Origin of the sequence: Sulfuriferula nivalis (assembly GCF_009937995.1) — a bacterium.
GTDB classification, from domain to species: Bacteria; Pseudomonadota; Gammaproteobacteria; order Burkholderiales; family Sulfuriferulaceae; genus Sulfuriferula; species Sulfuriferula nivalis.
On sequence record NZ_AP021881.1, the window covers coordinates 1,677,340 to 1,690,904 of the forward strand.

14 protein-coding genes are annotated in these 13,565 nt (G+C 45.4%); 4 read left to right on the forward strand and 10 right to left on the reverse strand.

Features of this window, described 5'->3' with window-relative positions:
* Window positions 1-3 precede the first annotated feature (3 nt).
* Window positions 4-603: a class I SAM-dependent methyltransferase gene (locus SFSGTM_RS08280; RefSeq protein WP_198420635.1), complete on the forward strand. Its 600-nt coding sequence runs from the start codon at window positions 4-6 to the stop codon at window positions 601-603.
* 40 nt (window positions 604-643) lie between these two features.
* Here the strand turns inward: SFSGTM_RS08280 and SFSGTM_RS08285 are convergent, their stop codons facing one another.
* From SFSGTM_RS08285 to SFSGTM_RS08315, 7 genes are read right to left on the reverse strand one after another with little or no spacing between them, the layout of a single operon-like run.
* Complete coding sequence (locus SFSGTM_RS08285; RefSeq protein WP_162084745.1) at window positions 644-1,063, reverse strand: nuclear transport factor 2 family protein; 420 nt, start codon at window positions 1,061-1,063, stop codon at window positions 644-646.
* Window positions 1,060-1,806, reverse strand: coding sequence for an SDR family NAD(P)-dependent oxidoreductase (locus SFSGTM_RS08290; RefSeq protein ID WP_162084746.1), 747 nt, complete (start codon window positions 1,804-1,806; stop codon window positions 1,060-1,062). Before SFSGTM_RS08290 ends, SFSGTM_RS08285 begins: the two co-directional genes overlap by 4 nt.
* Window positions 1,803-2,339 (reverse strand): DUF3833 domain-containing protein, encoded by a 537-nt coding sequence (locus SFSGTM_RS08295; RefSeq protein ID WP_198420636.1) that lies wholly within the window; start codon window positions 2,337-2,339, stop codon window positions 1,803-1,805. The genes SFSGTM_RS08290 and SFSGTM_RS08295 overlap by 4 nt, the downstream gene beginning before the upstream one ends.
* Complete coding sequence (locus SFSGTM_RS08300; RefSeq protein ID WP_162084747.1) at window positions 2,340-3,563, reverse strand: SAM-dependent methyltransferase; 1,224 nt, start codon at window positions 3,561-3,563, stop codon at window positions 2,340-2,342. It abuts the gene before it with no gap.
* Window positions 3,560-4,318, reverse strand: a complete 759-nt coding sequence (locus SFSGTM_RS08305) for a DUF1365 domain-containing protein (RefSeq protein WP_162084748.1) — start codon at window positions 4,316-4,318, stop codon at window positions 3,560-3,562. The genes SFSGTM_RS08300 and SFSGTM_RS08305 overlap by 4 nt, the downstream gene beginning before the upstream one ends.
* Complete coding sequence (locus SFSGTM_RS08310) at window positions 4,315-5,577, reverse strand: NAD(P)/FAD-dependent oxidoreductase (RefSeq protein ID WP_162084749.1); 1,263 nt, start codon at window positions 5,575-5,577, stop codon at window positions 4,315-4,317. Before SFSGTM_RS08310 ends, SFSGTM_RS08305 begins: the two co-directional genes overlap by 4 nt.
* The gene (locus SFSGTM_RS08315) at window positions 5,574-6,128 is read right to left on the reverse strand and encodes a glutathione peroxidase (RefSeq protein ID WP_162084750.1); all 555 of its coding nucleotides are present in this window, start codon (window positions 6,126-6,128) and stop codon (window positions 5,574-5,576) included. Before SFSGTM_RS08315 ends, SFSGTM_RS08310 begins: the two co-directional genes overlap by 4 nt.
* Window positions 6,129-6,217: 89 nt before the next feature.
* Here SFSGTM_RS08315 and SFSGTM_RS08320 point away from each other — a divergent pair, with 89 nt between their 5' ends.
* Window positions 6,218-7,099, forward strand: coding sequence for a MerR family transcriptional regulator (locus tag SFSGTM_RS08320; RefSeq protein WP_162084751.1), 882 nt, complete (start codon window positions 6,218-6,220; stop codon window positions 7,097-7,099).
* A gap of 152 nt (window positions 7,100-7,251) precedes the next feature.
* Here the strand turns inward: SFSGTM_RS08320 and SFSGTM_RS08325 are convergent, their stop codons facing one another.
* Window positions 7,252-8,175, reverse strand: coding sequence for a histone deacetylase family protein (locus tag SFSGTM_RS08325; protein ID WP_162084752.1), 924 nt, complete (start codon window positions 8,173-8,175; stop codon window positions 7,252-7,254).
* Between the two features lie 145 nt (window positions 8,176-8,320).
* On the opposite strand from SFSGTM_RS08325, the gene SFSGTM_RS08330 reads away from it, so the two are divergent.
* Complete coding sequence (locus SFSGTM_RS08330) at window positions 8,321-10,999, forward strand: bifunctional acetate--CoA ligase family protein/GNAT family N-acetyltransferase (protein ID WP_162084753.1); 2,679 nt, start codon at window positions 8,321-8,323, stop codon at window positions 10,997-10,999.
* Between the two features lie 17 nt (window positions 11,000-11,016).
* Window positions 11,017-11,730 (forward strand): class I SAM-dependent methyltransferase, encoded by a 714-nt coding sequence (locus SFSGTM_RS08335; RefSeq protein ID WP_162084754.1) that lies wholly within the window; start codon window positions 11,017-11,019, stop codon window positions 11,728-11,730.
* Here SFSGTM_RS08335 and SFSGTM_RS08340 read toward each other — a convergent pair.
* Window positions 11,727-12,833 (reverse strand): ABC transporter permease, encoded by a 1,107-nt coding sequence (locus tag SFSGTM_RS08340; RefSeq protein WP_162084755.1) that lies wholly within the window; start codon window positions 12,831-12,833, stop codon window positions 11,727-11,729. The genes SFSGTM_RS08335 and SFSGTM_RS08340 overlap by 4 nt on opposite strands.
* 39 nt (window positions 12,834-12,872) lie before the next feature.
* Entirely contained in the window at window positions 12,873-13,445 is a 573-nt protein-coding gene (locus tag SFSGTM_RS08345) for a hypothetical protein (protein WP_162084756.1), read from the reverse strand.
* Between the last annotated feature and the right edge of the window lie 120 nt (window positions 13,446-13,565).

Below are 13,565 nucleotides of genomic sequence, written 5' to 3' on the forward strand. Positions count from 1 at the left end.
GATATGCATAATACAATTTTTCCTGCTACTGCCATGCCAGATGCCGACTGGTGGCATGCCTTATGGCCTAATCCTGATGCGGTAATCCATGATATTGGTATAACGCATGAGATGTCAGTTCTCGATTTGGCGTGTGGTGATGGTTACTTTACTGCCGCGATAGCACGTCACATTCAACCTGCACACGTTATTGGATATGATTTGGATGCAACTATGCTCGCTTTGGCTCGAGTTCATTGTGCAGAATTAGTTAATTGTGACTGGATATTGGGTGATGCGATGGCATTAAGTCAATTGATTCCACATAAAATGGACTATGTGTTGATGGCCAATACCTTTCATGGCGTGCCCGATCAAATTGGACTATGCCAACAGATTGCACAGGTGCTATCTCCTGCAGGTCAATTTGCCATTATCAACTGGCACGATATGCCACGTGAGCAAACACCAGTCTTAGGGCAACCACGAGGCCCCAAAACGGAATTACGCATGTCCGTAACCCAAACTTCTGCAGTTTTACTATCGGCAGGCTATAAGTTGGATAGGCTGGTTGAGCTGCCACCCTATCATTATGCAGCTATTTTTACAGCTAATACGCTCTAGGTTTTGTCCCGATAATCTCAAGTTTATGCGTTGGGGCTTTTTAATGGCCTATTATTTTTCGCATGAAACCAAACAGCAACCCTATACCTGGTAGCTGCTCATATAGCTCATGTGCAGCATCCCAGCAATCACGATGGTAAGTCACTTTGCCTGCATCATTAAAATGCAGCAGGGTTAATCCATGTATGGATTTCAGGGGTTTGCCTGGGGTTTTGAGTCGGAAGTTAAAATTCCATGTCAGGCTTACGCCATTGTCGCTGATATAGCGCTCCAAAATCTGGAAACTGGGCTCATCAACTTGTTGATACATTTTCCTGAATATGCCCTGTATGTCGCTGAGTTGATTAACTTCGTTAAATGGGTCACGAAAATAGGCATCATCTGCATAATAATTGCCCATGTCTTCAACATCAACCAATGTCAGATTTTCATAATAATGTATGAGTGCATCTAAGTTCATAATCCTGTTCCTTTATGGATAAGCCAAAAATAGACGCGGTAGGGCAGGTATCGTAGCAGTTTCATGATGCGGGTAAATTTTTTAGGGAAATGAATCTCAAAATCCCCGTGTTCCATTCCTGTGATAATTGCGGAGGCAGCTGCATCAGCAGTGATCAGGGCAGGCATGGCAAATGCATTTTTATCGGTGAGCGGTGTTTTTACAAAGCCTGGGTTAATCAGGTAAACGCTATAACCTTTAGGTACTAAATCCAGATACAGGGTTTCTGTAAAGTTAATCAACGCAGCTTTGGTCGCACCATAGATAAGCCCTGTGGGTAAACCACGATACCCTGCAACACTAGCTACGACTGCAATACCACCACCGATTTTGAGTATGGGTAACGCAGTCGCAACTGTATTTACTGTGCCAGTGAAATTGGTATTAATAAGCGCTGTGGCCGCAGCCATATCAATACTATCGGCGTGCATGGGCGTGTGATTGCCTGCATTGGCAATGATGAGGTCAAGCTGACCGTATATTCGGCGTATCTCTGCTGCAGCATGATTTAAGCTGTCCACGTTGGTTGTGTCGCAGGCAATGACATACGCATGTGGCATAGTATCGAGGTGGCGAGAACTGACAATCACACGCGCCCCCAAGCTTATAAACTGCTGTGCTAATGCAGCCCCTATACCTGAGGATGCACCAGTAATCCACACTACCTTATCATCCCAATTACGAATTTTAGCGTTTAAGCTCATGCGCTACGCTTTTTAAAATAAAGGGTGATATCGCCTAAGTGAAAACCAAATTTGCTCATTTTAGAGCGATTCATGAGCGAGCTTTCGTCGATTTGATACATCCAGTCGTCGATATTTACATTATAAACTTTGCCATCAACGGGCAATTGCAATACATAACGCCATTGCAAGGCATTACCGTAAGCAGTGCCTTGTGCTGCATCGACTACATCTGCAGCCGTACCTTGGTAATGATGAGCGTCAAATTTAGTAATGGTCCAGATGCGCTGGCTGGTGGTATTGTCAGACCAGGTAAAATGCTCATCTAATGTGCCGATGTTATTATCCCAATGTGCGTTGATAACAACATGAAAGCGCTTGACGACTTTGCCGGATCTGTCCTGAAACATGCCATACCCATCTATCGTGCCCATAAAGTACTGACTAACGTCTAATACGGGCTTTTCATCCTGATAGCTTTGTATAGGTGCGCTGGAACAACTTGATAACAACATAGCCAAACTCCCTGTTAACCATAGTTTTAGCGTATTCATTTATTGATCCGCGTGGATGAGTTTAATTTGATAAACATTGGTCGAGCCTGCGGTGAATCCAGCTTCGCAATAGGCCAGATAAAAATCCCATAGTCGATAAAAACGCTGATCAAAACCGAGCTTCTGCGCTTGCTCCCAAGTCTGGTGGAATTGCACACGCCAGCGCTTAAGGGTTTCTGCATAGTCCTGCCCAAATGGATAGGCATCGATGACTTTTAATCCTGATTTCATCGCCAGTTTTTTGAATAAGCTGATGGATGGCAACATGCCGCCGGGAAACACATACTGCTGAATAAAATCAGTGCTACGACGATAACTGCTAAACAGCGCGTCATCTATCGTAATGGTTTGTATTACCGCGCTGCCATCAGGGCGCAACAAGCGCTTAACCGTTTTGAAGTAACTAGTCCAATAGCGCTCGCCAACGGCTTCAAACATTTCTATGGAAACAATATGATCATATTGGCCTTGTATATCACGATAGTCGGTAAGGCTTAAATTCGGCCGCACCGTTTCGTGATAATGAGCAGTGCGATTTAGAGCAAAGCCTAATTGACTGGGCGACAGCGTCACGCCGTGAACGACACAGTTGTTGTTTGCAGCCATTTCAGCAAATCCACCCCAACCACAACCGATTTCCAATATCGATTGGCTCGCCTTGCATTCGAGTTGATCAAATATGCGTTGATATTTCGCCTGTTGGGCATCAATCAAGCTACGTTGTGAGTCATTCTCAAACAATGCAGCAGAATAGGTCATGCTTGGATCTAGCCATAATTGATAGAAATCGTTACCTAAATCATAGTGAGCAAGTATGTTTTTACGGCTGCCGGACTTGGTATTAGTGCGCAATTTATGTTTGATTTGGTAAGCCAGCAGGCTTAACAGGCTACCGCGCATGACTTTGGCCAGACTGTCGCGATTATGAATGGCGATAGCTATCAGTGCAGGAATATCATGGCTAAACCAACGACCAGCAATATAGGTTTCACCTAGGCCAATATCACTACTGGCCAGAATTTCATTGCATACATCCCAGTCATAGATATGTAAATTGGCATGTAATGAATGATGTGGGTCACCAAAACTCATATGCCAGCCTTCGGGTGCGTGCAAAGTCAAATATCCTGTTTGTATCCCCGTTAATAATTTGACGAAGATACGTCCTGCACGTGGCAATTTATCAATTTTGGGTGGTATTAAACTTATACTGGGGCTGCTCATCGACTTATTTCCTCATTCGGTGGTTGGGGCTTAGGGTGAAATTTCGCGCCTTTACGCCATAAATGCCAGGCCTGAAGATGAATACGGATGATGACTGCCAGCGTCATCCATGCCTGACTAAAAAACAATTTAATCAATCTGTTGGAGGTTAAATCGCACTTAACTCCTGAGAGAGTGGTGCTGAGCATTTTTTCCTCATTGAGGTGATGATTGATTTGGAATACGCAGTTTTCATCCTTCCATCGAAATCTGAACTGGTATTCACCTGCCACTGCAAAAAATGGGGATACATGAAACTGCTTGTGGCATTGCAGCCACTCATGTTCAACGATGGGGCGTTGGTCGAGATGACTGAGTAGATAACTATGATGCTCGTTAAAGGTGTTATTTACTTCACATAAAATGGCTCTCACATCACCATCCTGGTCATGACAAAACCAGAAGCTGACAGGATTAAAAACGTACCCGAGTATGCGAGGATAAGTGTGTAAAACAATGTCACCATTCGCCGTTGTGATGCCGTTATCAGCGAGTAACTGGCGTATCCAGATAGCTAAACTGCTGCCATCATGTTTACCGTGATCACGGTTATGGAAGCTGAACAGGTTCCACCTGTCTATCGATAACCAGCGATTGCTCAAATTGGCAATATCATCGATAGAAAACCGTAGAAAATAAGTAGGATAAGTAAATTGATGCGCTACCGGATAATGTCGGTAGTGCATGATGTGCCCTATGACAACCTCGGGCTTCATGAACTAACTACCCATGGAATGCTTGCACCTAAACTTTGCGCAACTGCCATGCCTGATTTCAGGCCGTCTTCATGAAAGCCAAACCCTGTCCATGCGCCACAAAACCAAGTATGGTTCTTGCCTTGAATTTGAGATAGTTGAGTTTGTGCCGTAATGGCTGCCTGATCAAATACAGGGTGGGCATAATCAAAACTACGAATAATTTTATCAGCCGCAATTTCAACATCGGGATTGAGCGTCACCATGACCGGTGTTTGAAAAGGCAGAGGCTGGAGCTGGTTAATCAGGTAAGTGACGCTGACTGGGGATTGTCCAGGTGCCGCATTTTTAGTGTGAAAATTCCACGCTGACCACATAGATCTTGCAGGCAAAATGCTGCTGTCGGTATGCAGTATGGCTTTATTTGGCTGATATTTGATGGCACTTAGTATGCGTGATTCATCTGCGCTGAAATCACTGAGCATGGCCAGACTCTGATCACTGTGTGTCGCTAATACAACTTCATCAAAATCTCGTGTTCCAGCGCTGCTGGTGACTTGCACACCAGTAGCAGTGCGAGTGATGCTGCTGACCGCTTGTGATAAACAAATACGCGGAAGACAATCGGCTATGCGTTGCACATAGTTGCGTGATCCACCATTGATAGTTAACCATTGAGGTCGATTAGTGATTTGCAGTAAACCATGCTGATCAAAGAAATGAATAAAAGAACGAGCAGGAAAGTCCAGCATTTGTTGAGTAGGGCATGACCATATCGCTGCTGCCATGGGCAGCAAATACCAATCCCTGAACGCCGTGCTGTAGTTGTTGTGAACTAGAAACTCTTCTAACGTATTCTGGTTAAGCTTGTCTTCTAGCAAGCGCCGTGCTTCACGGTTAAAGCGTAATATATCTTTGATCATTAACCAGAAACGGGGACGCACTAAATTTCGTTTATCAGCAAACAAAGTTGCGATAGATGTACCTGCCCAAGCCAGTTCATCATCAGCAATTTGCACGCTAAATGACATATCACTGGCTGTGAGTGGTATTTCCAGCATGGCAAACAAATTCAACAAATTCGGATAGGTGCGGTCATTACAAACCAGAAAACCGGTGTCAACGGCTGCGGTTTTTCCTTCCAGTGTCACTTCCACGCTGTGACTATGCCCACCCAATCGGTCATCAGCTTCATACAGGGTGACGTGATGGTGTTTGGCAAGCAGCCAGGCTGCCGACAAACCCGCAATGCCCGAGCCTATAACGGCGATAGATTTCATGGCTTTTGTGCGAGCATTTGTTGTATCTGTTTAACTAACACCGGATCGGCTGGATCTACCGTGTTTTCAAACGATAAAATTGTTTTGCCATCGCGGCTGATTAAGTATTTATGAAAATTCCATTGTGGCGCATGACCTGTAGCAGCAATGAGCTGTTTAAAGAGTGGATTAGCACTGCTTGCAGTCACCTCGGTTTTTTCAAACATAGGAAATTCCACACCGTATGTCAGCCGACAAAACTTTGCTATTTCTTTATTACTTCCAGGCTCCTGAGATCCAAAATCATTTGAAGGAAAACCTAGTATGACTAATCCATTAGCTTTTTCTTTGTGGTATAAGGCTTCCAGTCCTGCATACTGGTGTGTATTACCACAATAACTTGCAGTATTAACTACCATCACGACTTTCCCTGCATAGCTACATAAATCGGCAGGTTGTTCCAGTAATGTATTCACCCGATGATCCAGTATTGCTGGACAAGTTGGTGCTGCTGCACTTGGTAAGCTATAGATTATTGACATTATAGCCATAGCAATTAATATATTATTCATAATTTGTCTTGGTCAAGTTGTTAAATATGTGTTAAAAATAAGGCAATTTATGAATACTGTCAATATTTGTCTAGGACAAATAATATAATATGCAAAAAAATATCAATATTGCGGCAATTGAACGGGATACTGGACTAGGAAAAGACACTTTGCGTGTCTGGGAGCGTCGTTACGGTTTTCCAGCCCCTGAGCGTGATGAAAACGGGGAGCGGGTTTATGCGCCAAGTGATTTAGATAAAATTCGTCTGGTCCAGCGTTTGATGCACCAGGGTCATCGCCCAGGCAAAATTATGCATTTAGACATTGCGACACTGGGCGCTATGTTAAATTTAGACACGGCAAGCAATGCGACCAACAGTACCGAAATCGAAATTGTACGTTTACTGAAAACACATCAAATTTCCGAGATACATCAATATCTGCGTAATTTATTGATAGAACAAGGATTGGCACGTTTTGTCACTGACAGTCTTAGCATAATGAATACACAGGTGGGCGATGCCTGGATGCAAGGACAGTTAGCGATTTTTGAAGAGCATGCCTATTCAGAACAAGTTCAGGCCATACTACGAGCAACAATTAACCAGCTCTCAAGTGCATTAATGCCTCCGAAAATATTGCTGACAACTTTACCTGGTGAACAGCATATTTTAGGTTTATTAATGGCGGAAGCGATGCTCACACTGGCGGGAGCGACCTGTATAAACCTAGGGGCGCAAATACCCGTTTATGAAATCAATGCGGCAATGCGTGCGCATCAAGCGGATGTGTTATGCCTGTCGTTCAACACCGCATTCCCTAAAAATCAGTGTTTGCAAAGTTTGGCAGAGTTGCATCAACTGCTTCCAGCTAAAGCAACTATTTGGGTGGGAGGACAGGGCGTGCCTAAAGCTAAATTAAGTACGGGTGTGCAGCATATACCAACATTGAGTGGGCTTGAGCCGGCAGTACACAACTGGCGTGCTCGCTAACTTTAACTTATAAGAGACCTTTGCACGATGTAGCGAGCGCAGTTCAGATGAGGCGGAAATCAGCGAAAAAGCGGAGTGTACAAGTAGTACATGAGCATTTTGAGCTGATTTCCAACGAAATATGAACAAGTGCAGTAATCGTGCAAAGGCCTCTATAAATCGCACAAAACCCGTATGTGCGCCGTAGCGCTTCGACCTAAGGCGTGCAGAGCATAGCCGCCTTCCAACACTGAAACGATGCGCTTTTGTGCGTGTTTGGTGGCCACTGCTTTTATCTGTTGCGTGACCCAGGTGTAATCAGCCTCGACCAGACCCATGTTAGCCATATCATCTTCCCGATGTGCATCAAACCCTGCTGAAATAAAGATCATTTGTGGCTTAAACATGTCCAGTTTAGGTAGCCAATGTGTCGTCACCGCATCTCGAAATGCCTGAGCGTCACTGCGAGCAGGGAGTGGCACATTGATAATGTGCTCATTACTGCTATCAGCACCGCTATAAGGATAGAACGGATGCTGGAAAGTCGAACATAGCATCACGCGATTATCATCCTTGAAAATGTCTTCAGTACCATTGCCATGGTGTACATCAAAATCGACGATAGCAACGCGCTCGAGCCCATACTGCGCTAGCGCATGGGCGGCAGCGACCGCGATATTGTTAAAAATACAGAATCCCATGGATGCGTTGTGTGTCGCATGATGGCCAGGTGGGCGAATATTGCAAAATGCATTTTCAACTTGTCCTGTCATTACCAGATCCGTTGCTAATACGGCTGCACCAGCAGCGCGTAAGGCCGCTTCAAGCGTATAAGGATTCATTGCAGTATCTGGATCGAGGTGTATCAACCCCTGTTTAGGTGCTGCGGCTTCTATGCTACGTATGTAGTTTTCTGCGTGGACACGTGCTAACTGCTCATGCGTTACGCGCGGGGCATCATGTTGTTGCAGAAACGAAAAAATGCCAGAAGCAATCAGCTGGTCTTCAATGGCGGACAATCTGGCAGGTGACTCAGGATGGTCATTGCCCATATCGTGCTTGTGGCAAGAAGGGTGGCTAATGTATGCAGTTTGCATGAGTACTTTCCTGATTGTTTTTAATATTTAAGCATAAAAAATTCCCGAATGCAGAATTCGTCATACAAATCAGCTATATTGAAGATAAGAAATTGTACGCTTTGTGTACATGGTCAATCCCAATTGCATAGTCATAGGTATCCTCATGGGTCAACATTATCTGAGTCCTCTTTTTTCACCGCGTTCAGTTGCCGTTATAGGCGCGAGTAACCGTATAGAGTCGGTTGGGGGCGTGGTGTTTAAAAACATGCTGGAAAGCGGTTTTCAAGGCAATCTCTACCCAATTAATCCAGGCTATCTAGAAATTCAGGGGCAGCGCGCCTATGTCAGTATAGAAGAGATCGGTGAGGCTGTGGATTTGGCGGTTATTGCTACCAAAGCGGGGGCAATACCCGCCATTATTGAGGCCTGTGGCAAACAGGGCGTGCGTGCAGCGGTGATATTGTCGGCAGGCTTTAGCGAAGCAGGGCCAGAAGGTATCGCACTAGAGCGTGCAGTCGTGGAAAATGCCCGTCGTTATGGCGTGCGTTTGATTGGACCAAACTGTCTCGGCATTATGCGGCCTTCGGTTGGGCTGAATGCGACTTTTAGTAATGGCGGTGCAAAAGCAGGCAAGCTGGCGCTGATTTCTCAGTCAGGGGCACTGTGTACGGCCATACTGGATTGGGCGCAGCCTAACGACGTGGGTTTCTCCAGCATCATTTCCATGGGCGCGACCGCAGATGTGGATTTTGGCGAAATACTGGACTATCTGGTATCGGATACACAAACCGAAAGTATCTTACTGTATATCGAGGGTATACATCATTCTCGTAGTTTCATGAGCGCACTGCGCGCGGCCAGCCGGTTTAAACCCGTTATTCTGGTAAAAGTAGGGCGCCACGAAGCAGGATCCAAGGCTGCTTTTTCCCATACTGGTGCATTGGTGGGGGCGGATGACGTATTTGACGCAGCATTGCGCAGGGCTGGTGTCGTTCGTGTAGACACTATCGTGCAGTTATTCTCCGCCGCCAAAGCATTATCAACACGCTTTCATCCAACAGGTAATCGACTTGCTATTGTGACTAATGGTGGTGGACCCGGCGTGATGGCCAGCGACCGAGCCGCAGATCTGGGCGTTAATATAGCGACCTTGACTGCTGAAACGATAGAACAGCTGAATGCGGTTTTGCCTGCAACCTGGTCACATGGCAACCCCGTCGATATCATCGGTGATGCAACAGCAGAACGCTATCGTGATGCTGTCACGTTATGTATGCAAGACCCTGGTGTAGATGGCGTGCTGACGATATTGACGCCACAAGCTATGACCCACCCGCTGCAAGCAGCTGAAGCAGTGATAGCCGTCGCTAAGCAATTTAACAAGCCTTTAGTTGCCTGCTGGATGGGAGAAGGACAAGTAGCAGCAAGTCGACTGGCATTCACTCAGGCAAAAATCCCTAGCTTCCGAACGCCAGAGCCTGCAGTTGAGATTTTGTCCTTTATTGCGGCTTATTACCAGAACCAGAAGCTGCTCATGCAAACACCGGGGCCGCTTGCACAACATCGGGCATCGGATGTTGAGGGCGCACGTTTACTGATAGAAGGTGCGCTGGCAGAACATCGTACGGTGCTTAATGAAATGGAATCCAAGGCCATACTTGCGGCATTCCAAATCCCCATAGCGAAGACCGTGATTGCCCGTTCACCCAATGAGGCATTAATGCTGGCAGAGGAGTTGGGCTTGCCAGTGGTGATGAAAATCAACTCGCCGGATATTTCGCATAAGTCAGATTCAGGTGGCATACGCCTGAATCTGGGTAATGCCGAAGCAGTCAGAGCTGCTTATCACGAGATTATTCAGGCAGTACAGCTTAACAGGCCGAATGCCAGAATTGATGGTGTGGTGATCGAGCCTATGGCAGTTAAGCCCAATGGTCGTGAATTGATGCTGGGTGTAACCACCGATCCCGTGTTTGGTCCTGTCATTACTTTTAGCGCTGGCGGTATTATGGTCGAGGTGCTGGGTGACCGAGCGGTTGCGTTACCACCGCTGAATAGTTATCTGGTGCGCGATATGATAGCCCGTACCCGTGTTGCCAAGCTATTAGGTGCATTCCGCCACATGCCTCCGATAGATATGGATGCGCTGGAAGGCGTGCTGCTACGTGTATCGGAAATGGTATGTGAATTGCCCTGGATTAAGGAAATGGATATTAATCCGTTAATAGTCGATGAAAATGGTGTCATCGCAGTAGATGCGCGCATAGTTGTCAATTTCCCTGCGCCATCTGCTCATCGATATGCACATATGGCGATACACCCTTATCCCACACATCTCATCAGTCATTGGCAGTTGCCGGATGGCGCAGATATTGTTATTCGACCTATCAGCCCGGAAGATGCCGAGCTGGAACAAATATTCGTGCGCGGATTGTCGGAGGAAGCCAGATATTTTCGTTTCATGGATACACTGCAAGAACTTACGCAGAATATGCTGGTCAGATTTACACAAATTGATTATGACCGTGAAATGGCATTAATCGCGGTACTTGAACAAGACGACAAGGAAATCGAGTTAGGCGTGTGTCGCTACATCACCAATCCTGATGGAGATAGTTGTGAGTTCGCACTGGTCATTGCTGACGAATGGCAACATAAAGGTATAGGCCTTAAATTAATGAACAGTTTGATGCAAGTTGCTGTCAGTAAGGGATTAAAGCAGATGGAAGGTGAGGTAATGGGCACCAATCACGCGATGCTTGCCTTGGTTGAACGCTTGGGGTTCAGTATCAGCACCAGCTCTGACGATGTTGCTATTAAACGTGTAGTAAAAGTCCTCTAATTTAGAAAGTTGTAAGCATGCAAATAGCCATACCCGATATAGATTTAATCTGCGATGAACAAGAAATTTATGAACAGTTATTACCATTAGCACAGGCAAATATTATCGAGCTAGGTTGTGGTAAGGCAGAAAAGACGCGTGCTATTGCAAAGGCGGGTAAAGTGGCTGCGATACTGGCGCTCGAAGTTGATGCGATTCAGCATGCGCAGAATCTGACAACAACTGATTTGCCTAATGTTTGTTTTGAACTGGGTTGTGCTGAAAATATACCCGCAGCAGATGCCAGTATGGACATAGTATTGATGTTTAAATCTCTGCATCACGTACCCGTGGATAAAATGGATCTGGCGCTTGCTGAAGTTCATCGGGTGCTCAAGCCAGGTGGATTGGCTTATATTTCCGAACCGATTTATGCGGGTGAATTCAATGAGGTGTTGCGACTGTTTCATGATGAACAACAAGTCAGAGCCGCTGCATTTGCCACAGTTGAGCGCGCAGTCTCATCCAATTTAATGCATTTGGTGACACAAAAATTCTTTAAAACCCCTATGCATTTTGATGATTTCTCCCAGTTTGAGGCAAAGGTCATCAAAGTCACCCATACACATCATGCGTTATCACCTGTCTTGCATGATGCGGTAAAAGCTGAATTTGAAAAACACATGACGGCCACAGGCGCGAACTTTTTCATGCCAATACGGGTGGATTTACTGCAAAAAAACGCGATTTAATACATGCGATGGCGGAATAACCAGCCCGCGATTACTAATGTCACTAAACCTATCAGTGCCAGTGGCCAGAGTTGGGGAATGAGCAAATGAAACGGCGTTCCCTCAAGGAAGACGCCACGCAGCACCACAAGAAAATAGCGCATAGGATTCAGTAAAGTTAAGTATTGCACCAGTTGCGGCATGTTCCTGATGGGGGTGGCGAATCCCGACAAGATAATAGCCGGCACCATAAAGAAAAATGCACCTAGCATGCCTTGTTGCTGGGTGACGGCAAGTGAGGAAATCATTAAACCGATACCGACTGCCGAAAGCAGGAATAACAATACACCCGTGTAAAGAGTTAACAAACTGCCCAACAACGGTACTTTGAACCAGAGTACTGTTACCAGCACGATCAGGCTGGCTTCCACTATGCCGATTAAAAATCCTGGTAAGGCTTTACCGATAAGAATTTCTGCAGGATGCAGCGGTGTTACCAGCAGTTGATCAAATGTACCTTGTTCACGTTCACGAGCAACCGAGAGTGCGGTTACCAGTATGGTTACCAGCAACGTTAGCAAACCAACAATACCTGGCAGGAAAAACCAGCGACTTTCCAGATTAGGGTTGAACCAGGCTCGCGTGACTATATGGGCAGGTGGGGCACCGCCATTATTCGTGACCCAGTCATTATTAAATCGATTTACTATCTCCTGTGCATAATTGACTATCAGTAATGCAGTATTGGAATTGCGTCCATCTACCAGAAACTGTACAGGTGCTGGCCGTCCGCTAAGCATGTCGGCACTGAAGCGTGGTCCGATGTGTATGATTAACAACGCCCCTTTACTATCCAGCAATGGAGCGATTTCACTATTGTGATTAATTTGCATGGTCTCATGAAAACTGGGTGAGCCATGAAAAGCTGCGATCATGTCGCGTGATATTGCACCTGTATCTTCATTAAATACGGCGTAAGGTACGTGTTTGAGATCGAAAGTCGCCGCATAGCCAAATACCATGAGCTGTACCAGTGGTGGAATAATCAGAACAAAACGGCTGCGCTTATCTTTCAACAAGGCCTGAAATTCTTTGATCATCAAGGCAAATATACGCTTAAACATGGGATGATACAAAAAATTGAGATTTGAACGAATTAGCGTTTATGAAATGGTTGGGTTGTTTTGTAGGTATTGAATCAAGGCTTGAAACTGGGATTGAGTATTGCCAGTAGGATCGTTGGATGATTGGCTAAAATATTTGATTATATTGTTGGGCGTAATGGCCATATTTGTTGGATCATAAGTGGCACCATCTTGCGTGGATGCCATATGACCTAAAGTTGTCCTCGTGAAAGCAATGTCACCCATGCCTGCAGCAGCTGCTACATTACCACTGGCTACCATCTTGTCATACAAAGCTCTTTCTGATGGGATTAAACTTGCCATCGTATTAACAAAACCATGTGCCTTTTGATAATAATCAAGCTCATCAGCCGTTAGGTTGCTAGTATTGCCATTCGTGCTTACTTTGGCATCTAATTTTGCAAGTTCTGGGTCTGCCGTGATTCCTGAATTTGATGAAGCTGAGAGTGCAGAGGATAGAGCGTTTCTCGCTTCTTGTGAAATAGTAATCGTGTCAGTAGAACTTGTAGAGCTGCGTGTAAGCTCTTTTTGTTGTAATGGCGAAAATTTATTAGTTATTGTTGAAATAGGTAAGCTGGGCTGAATTATCATGTGCAAATCTCCTGTTAGCTCTCATTGTTCTAGCTCATGCTAGCACGTATTTTTTTTCGAAGCTATTTTAGGTTAAGCTGTTTTAAATTTTGCTCTTGTTGGTAGGTGGCTTGTCTATCT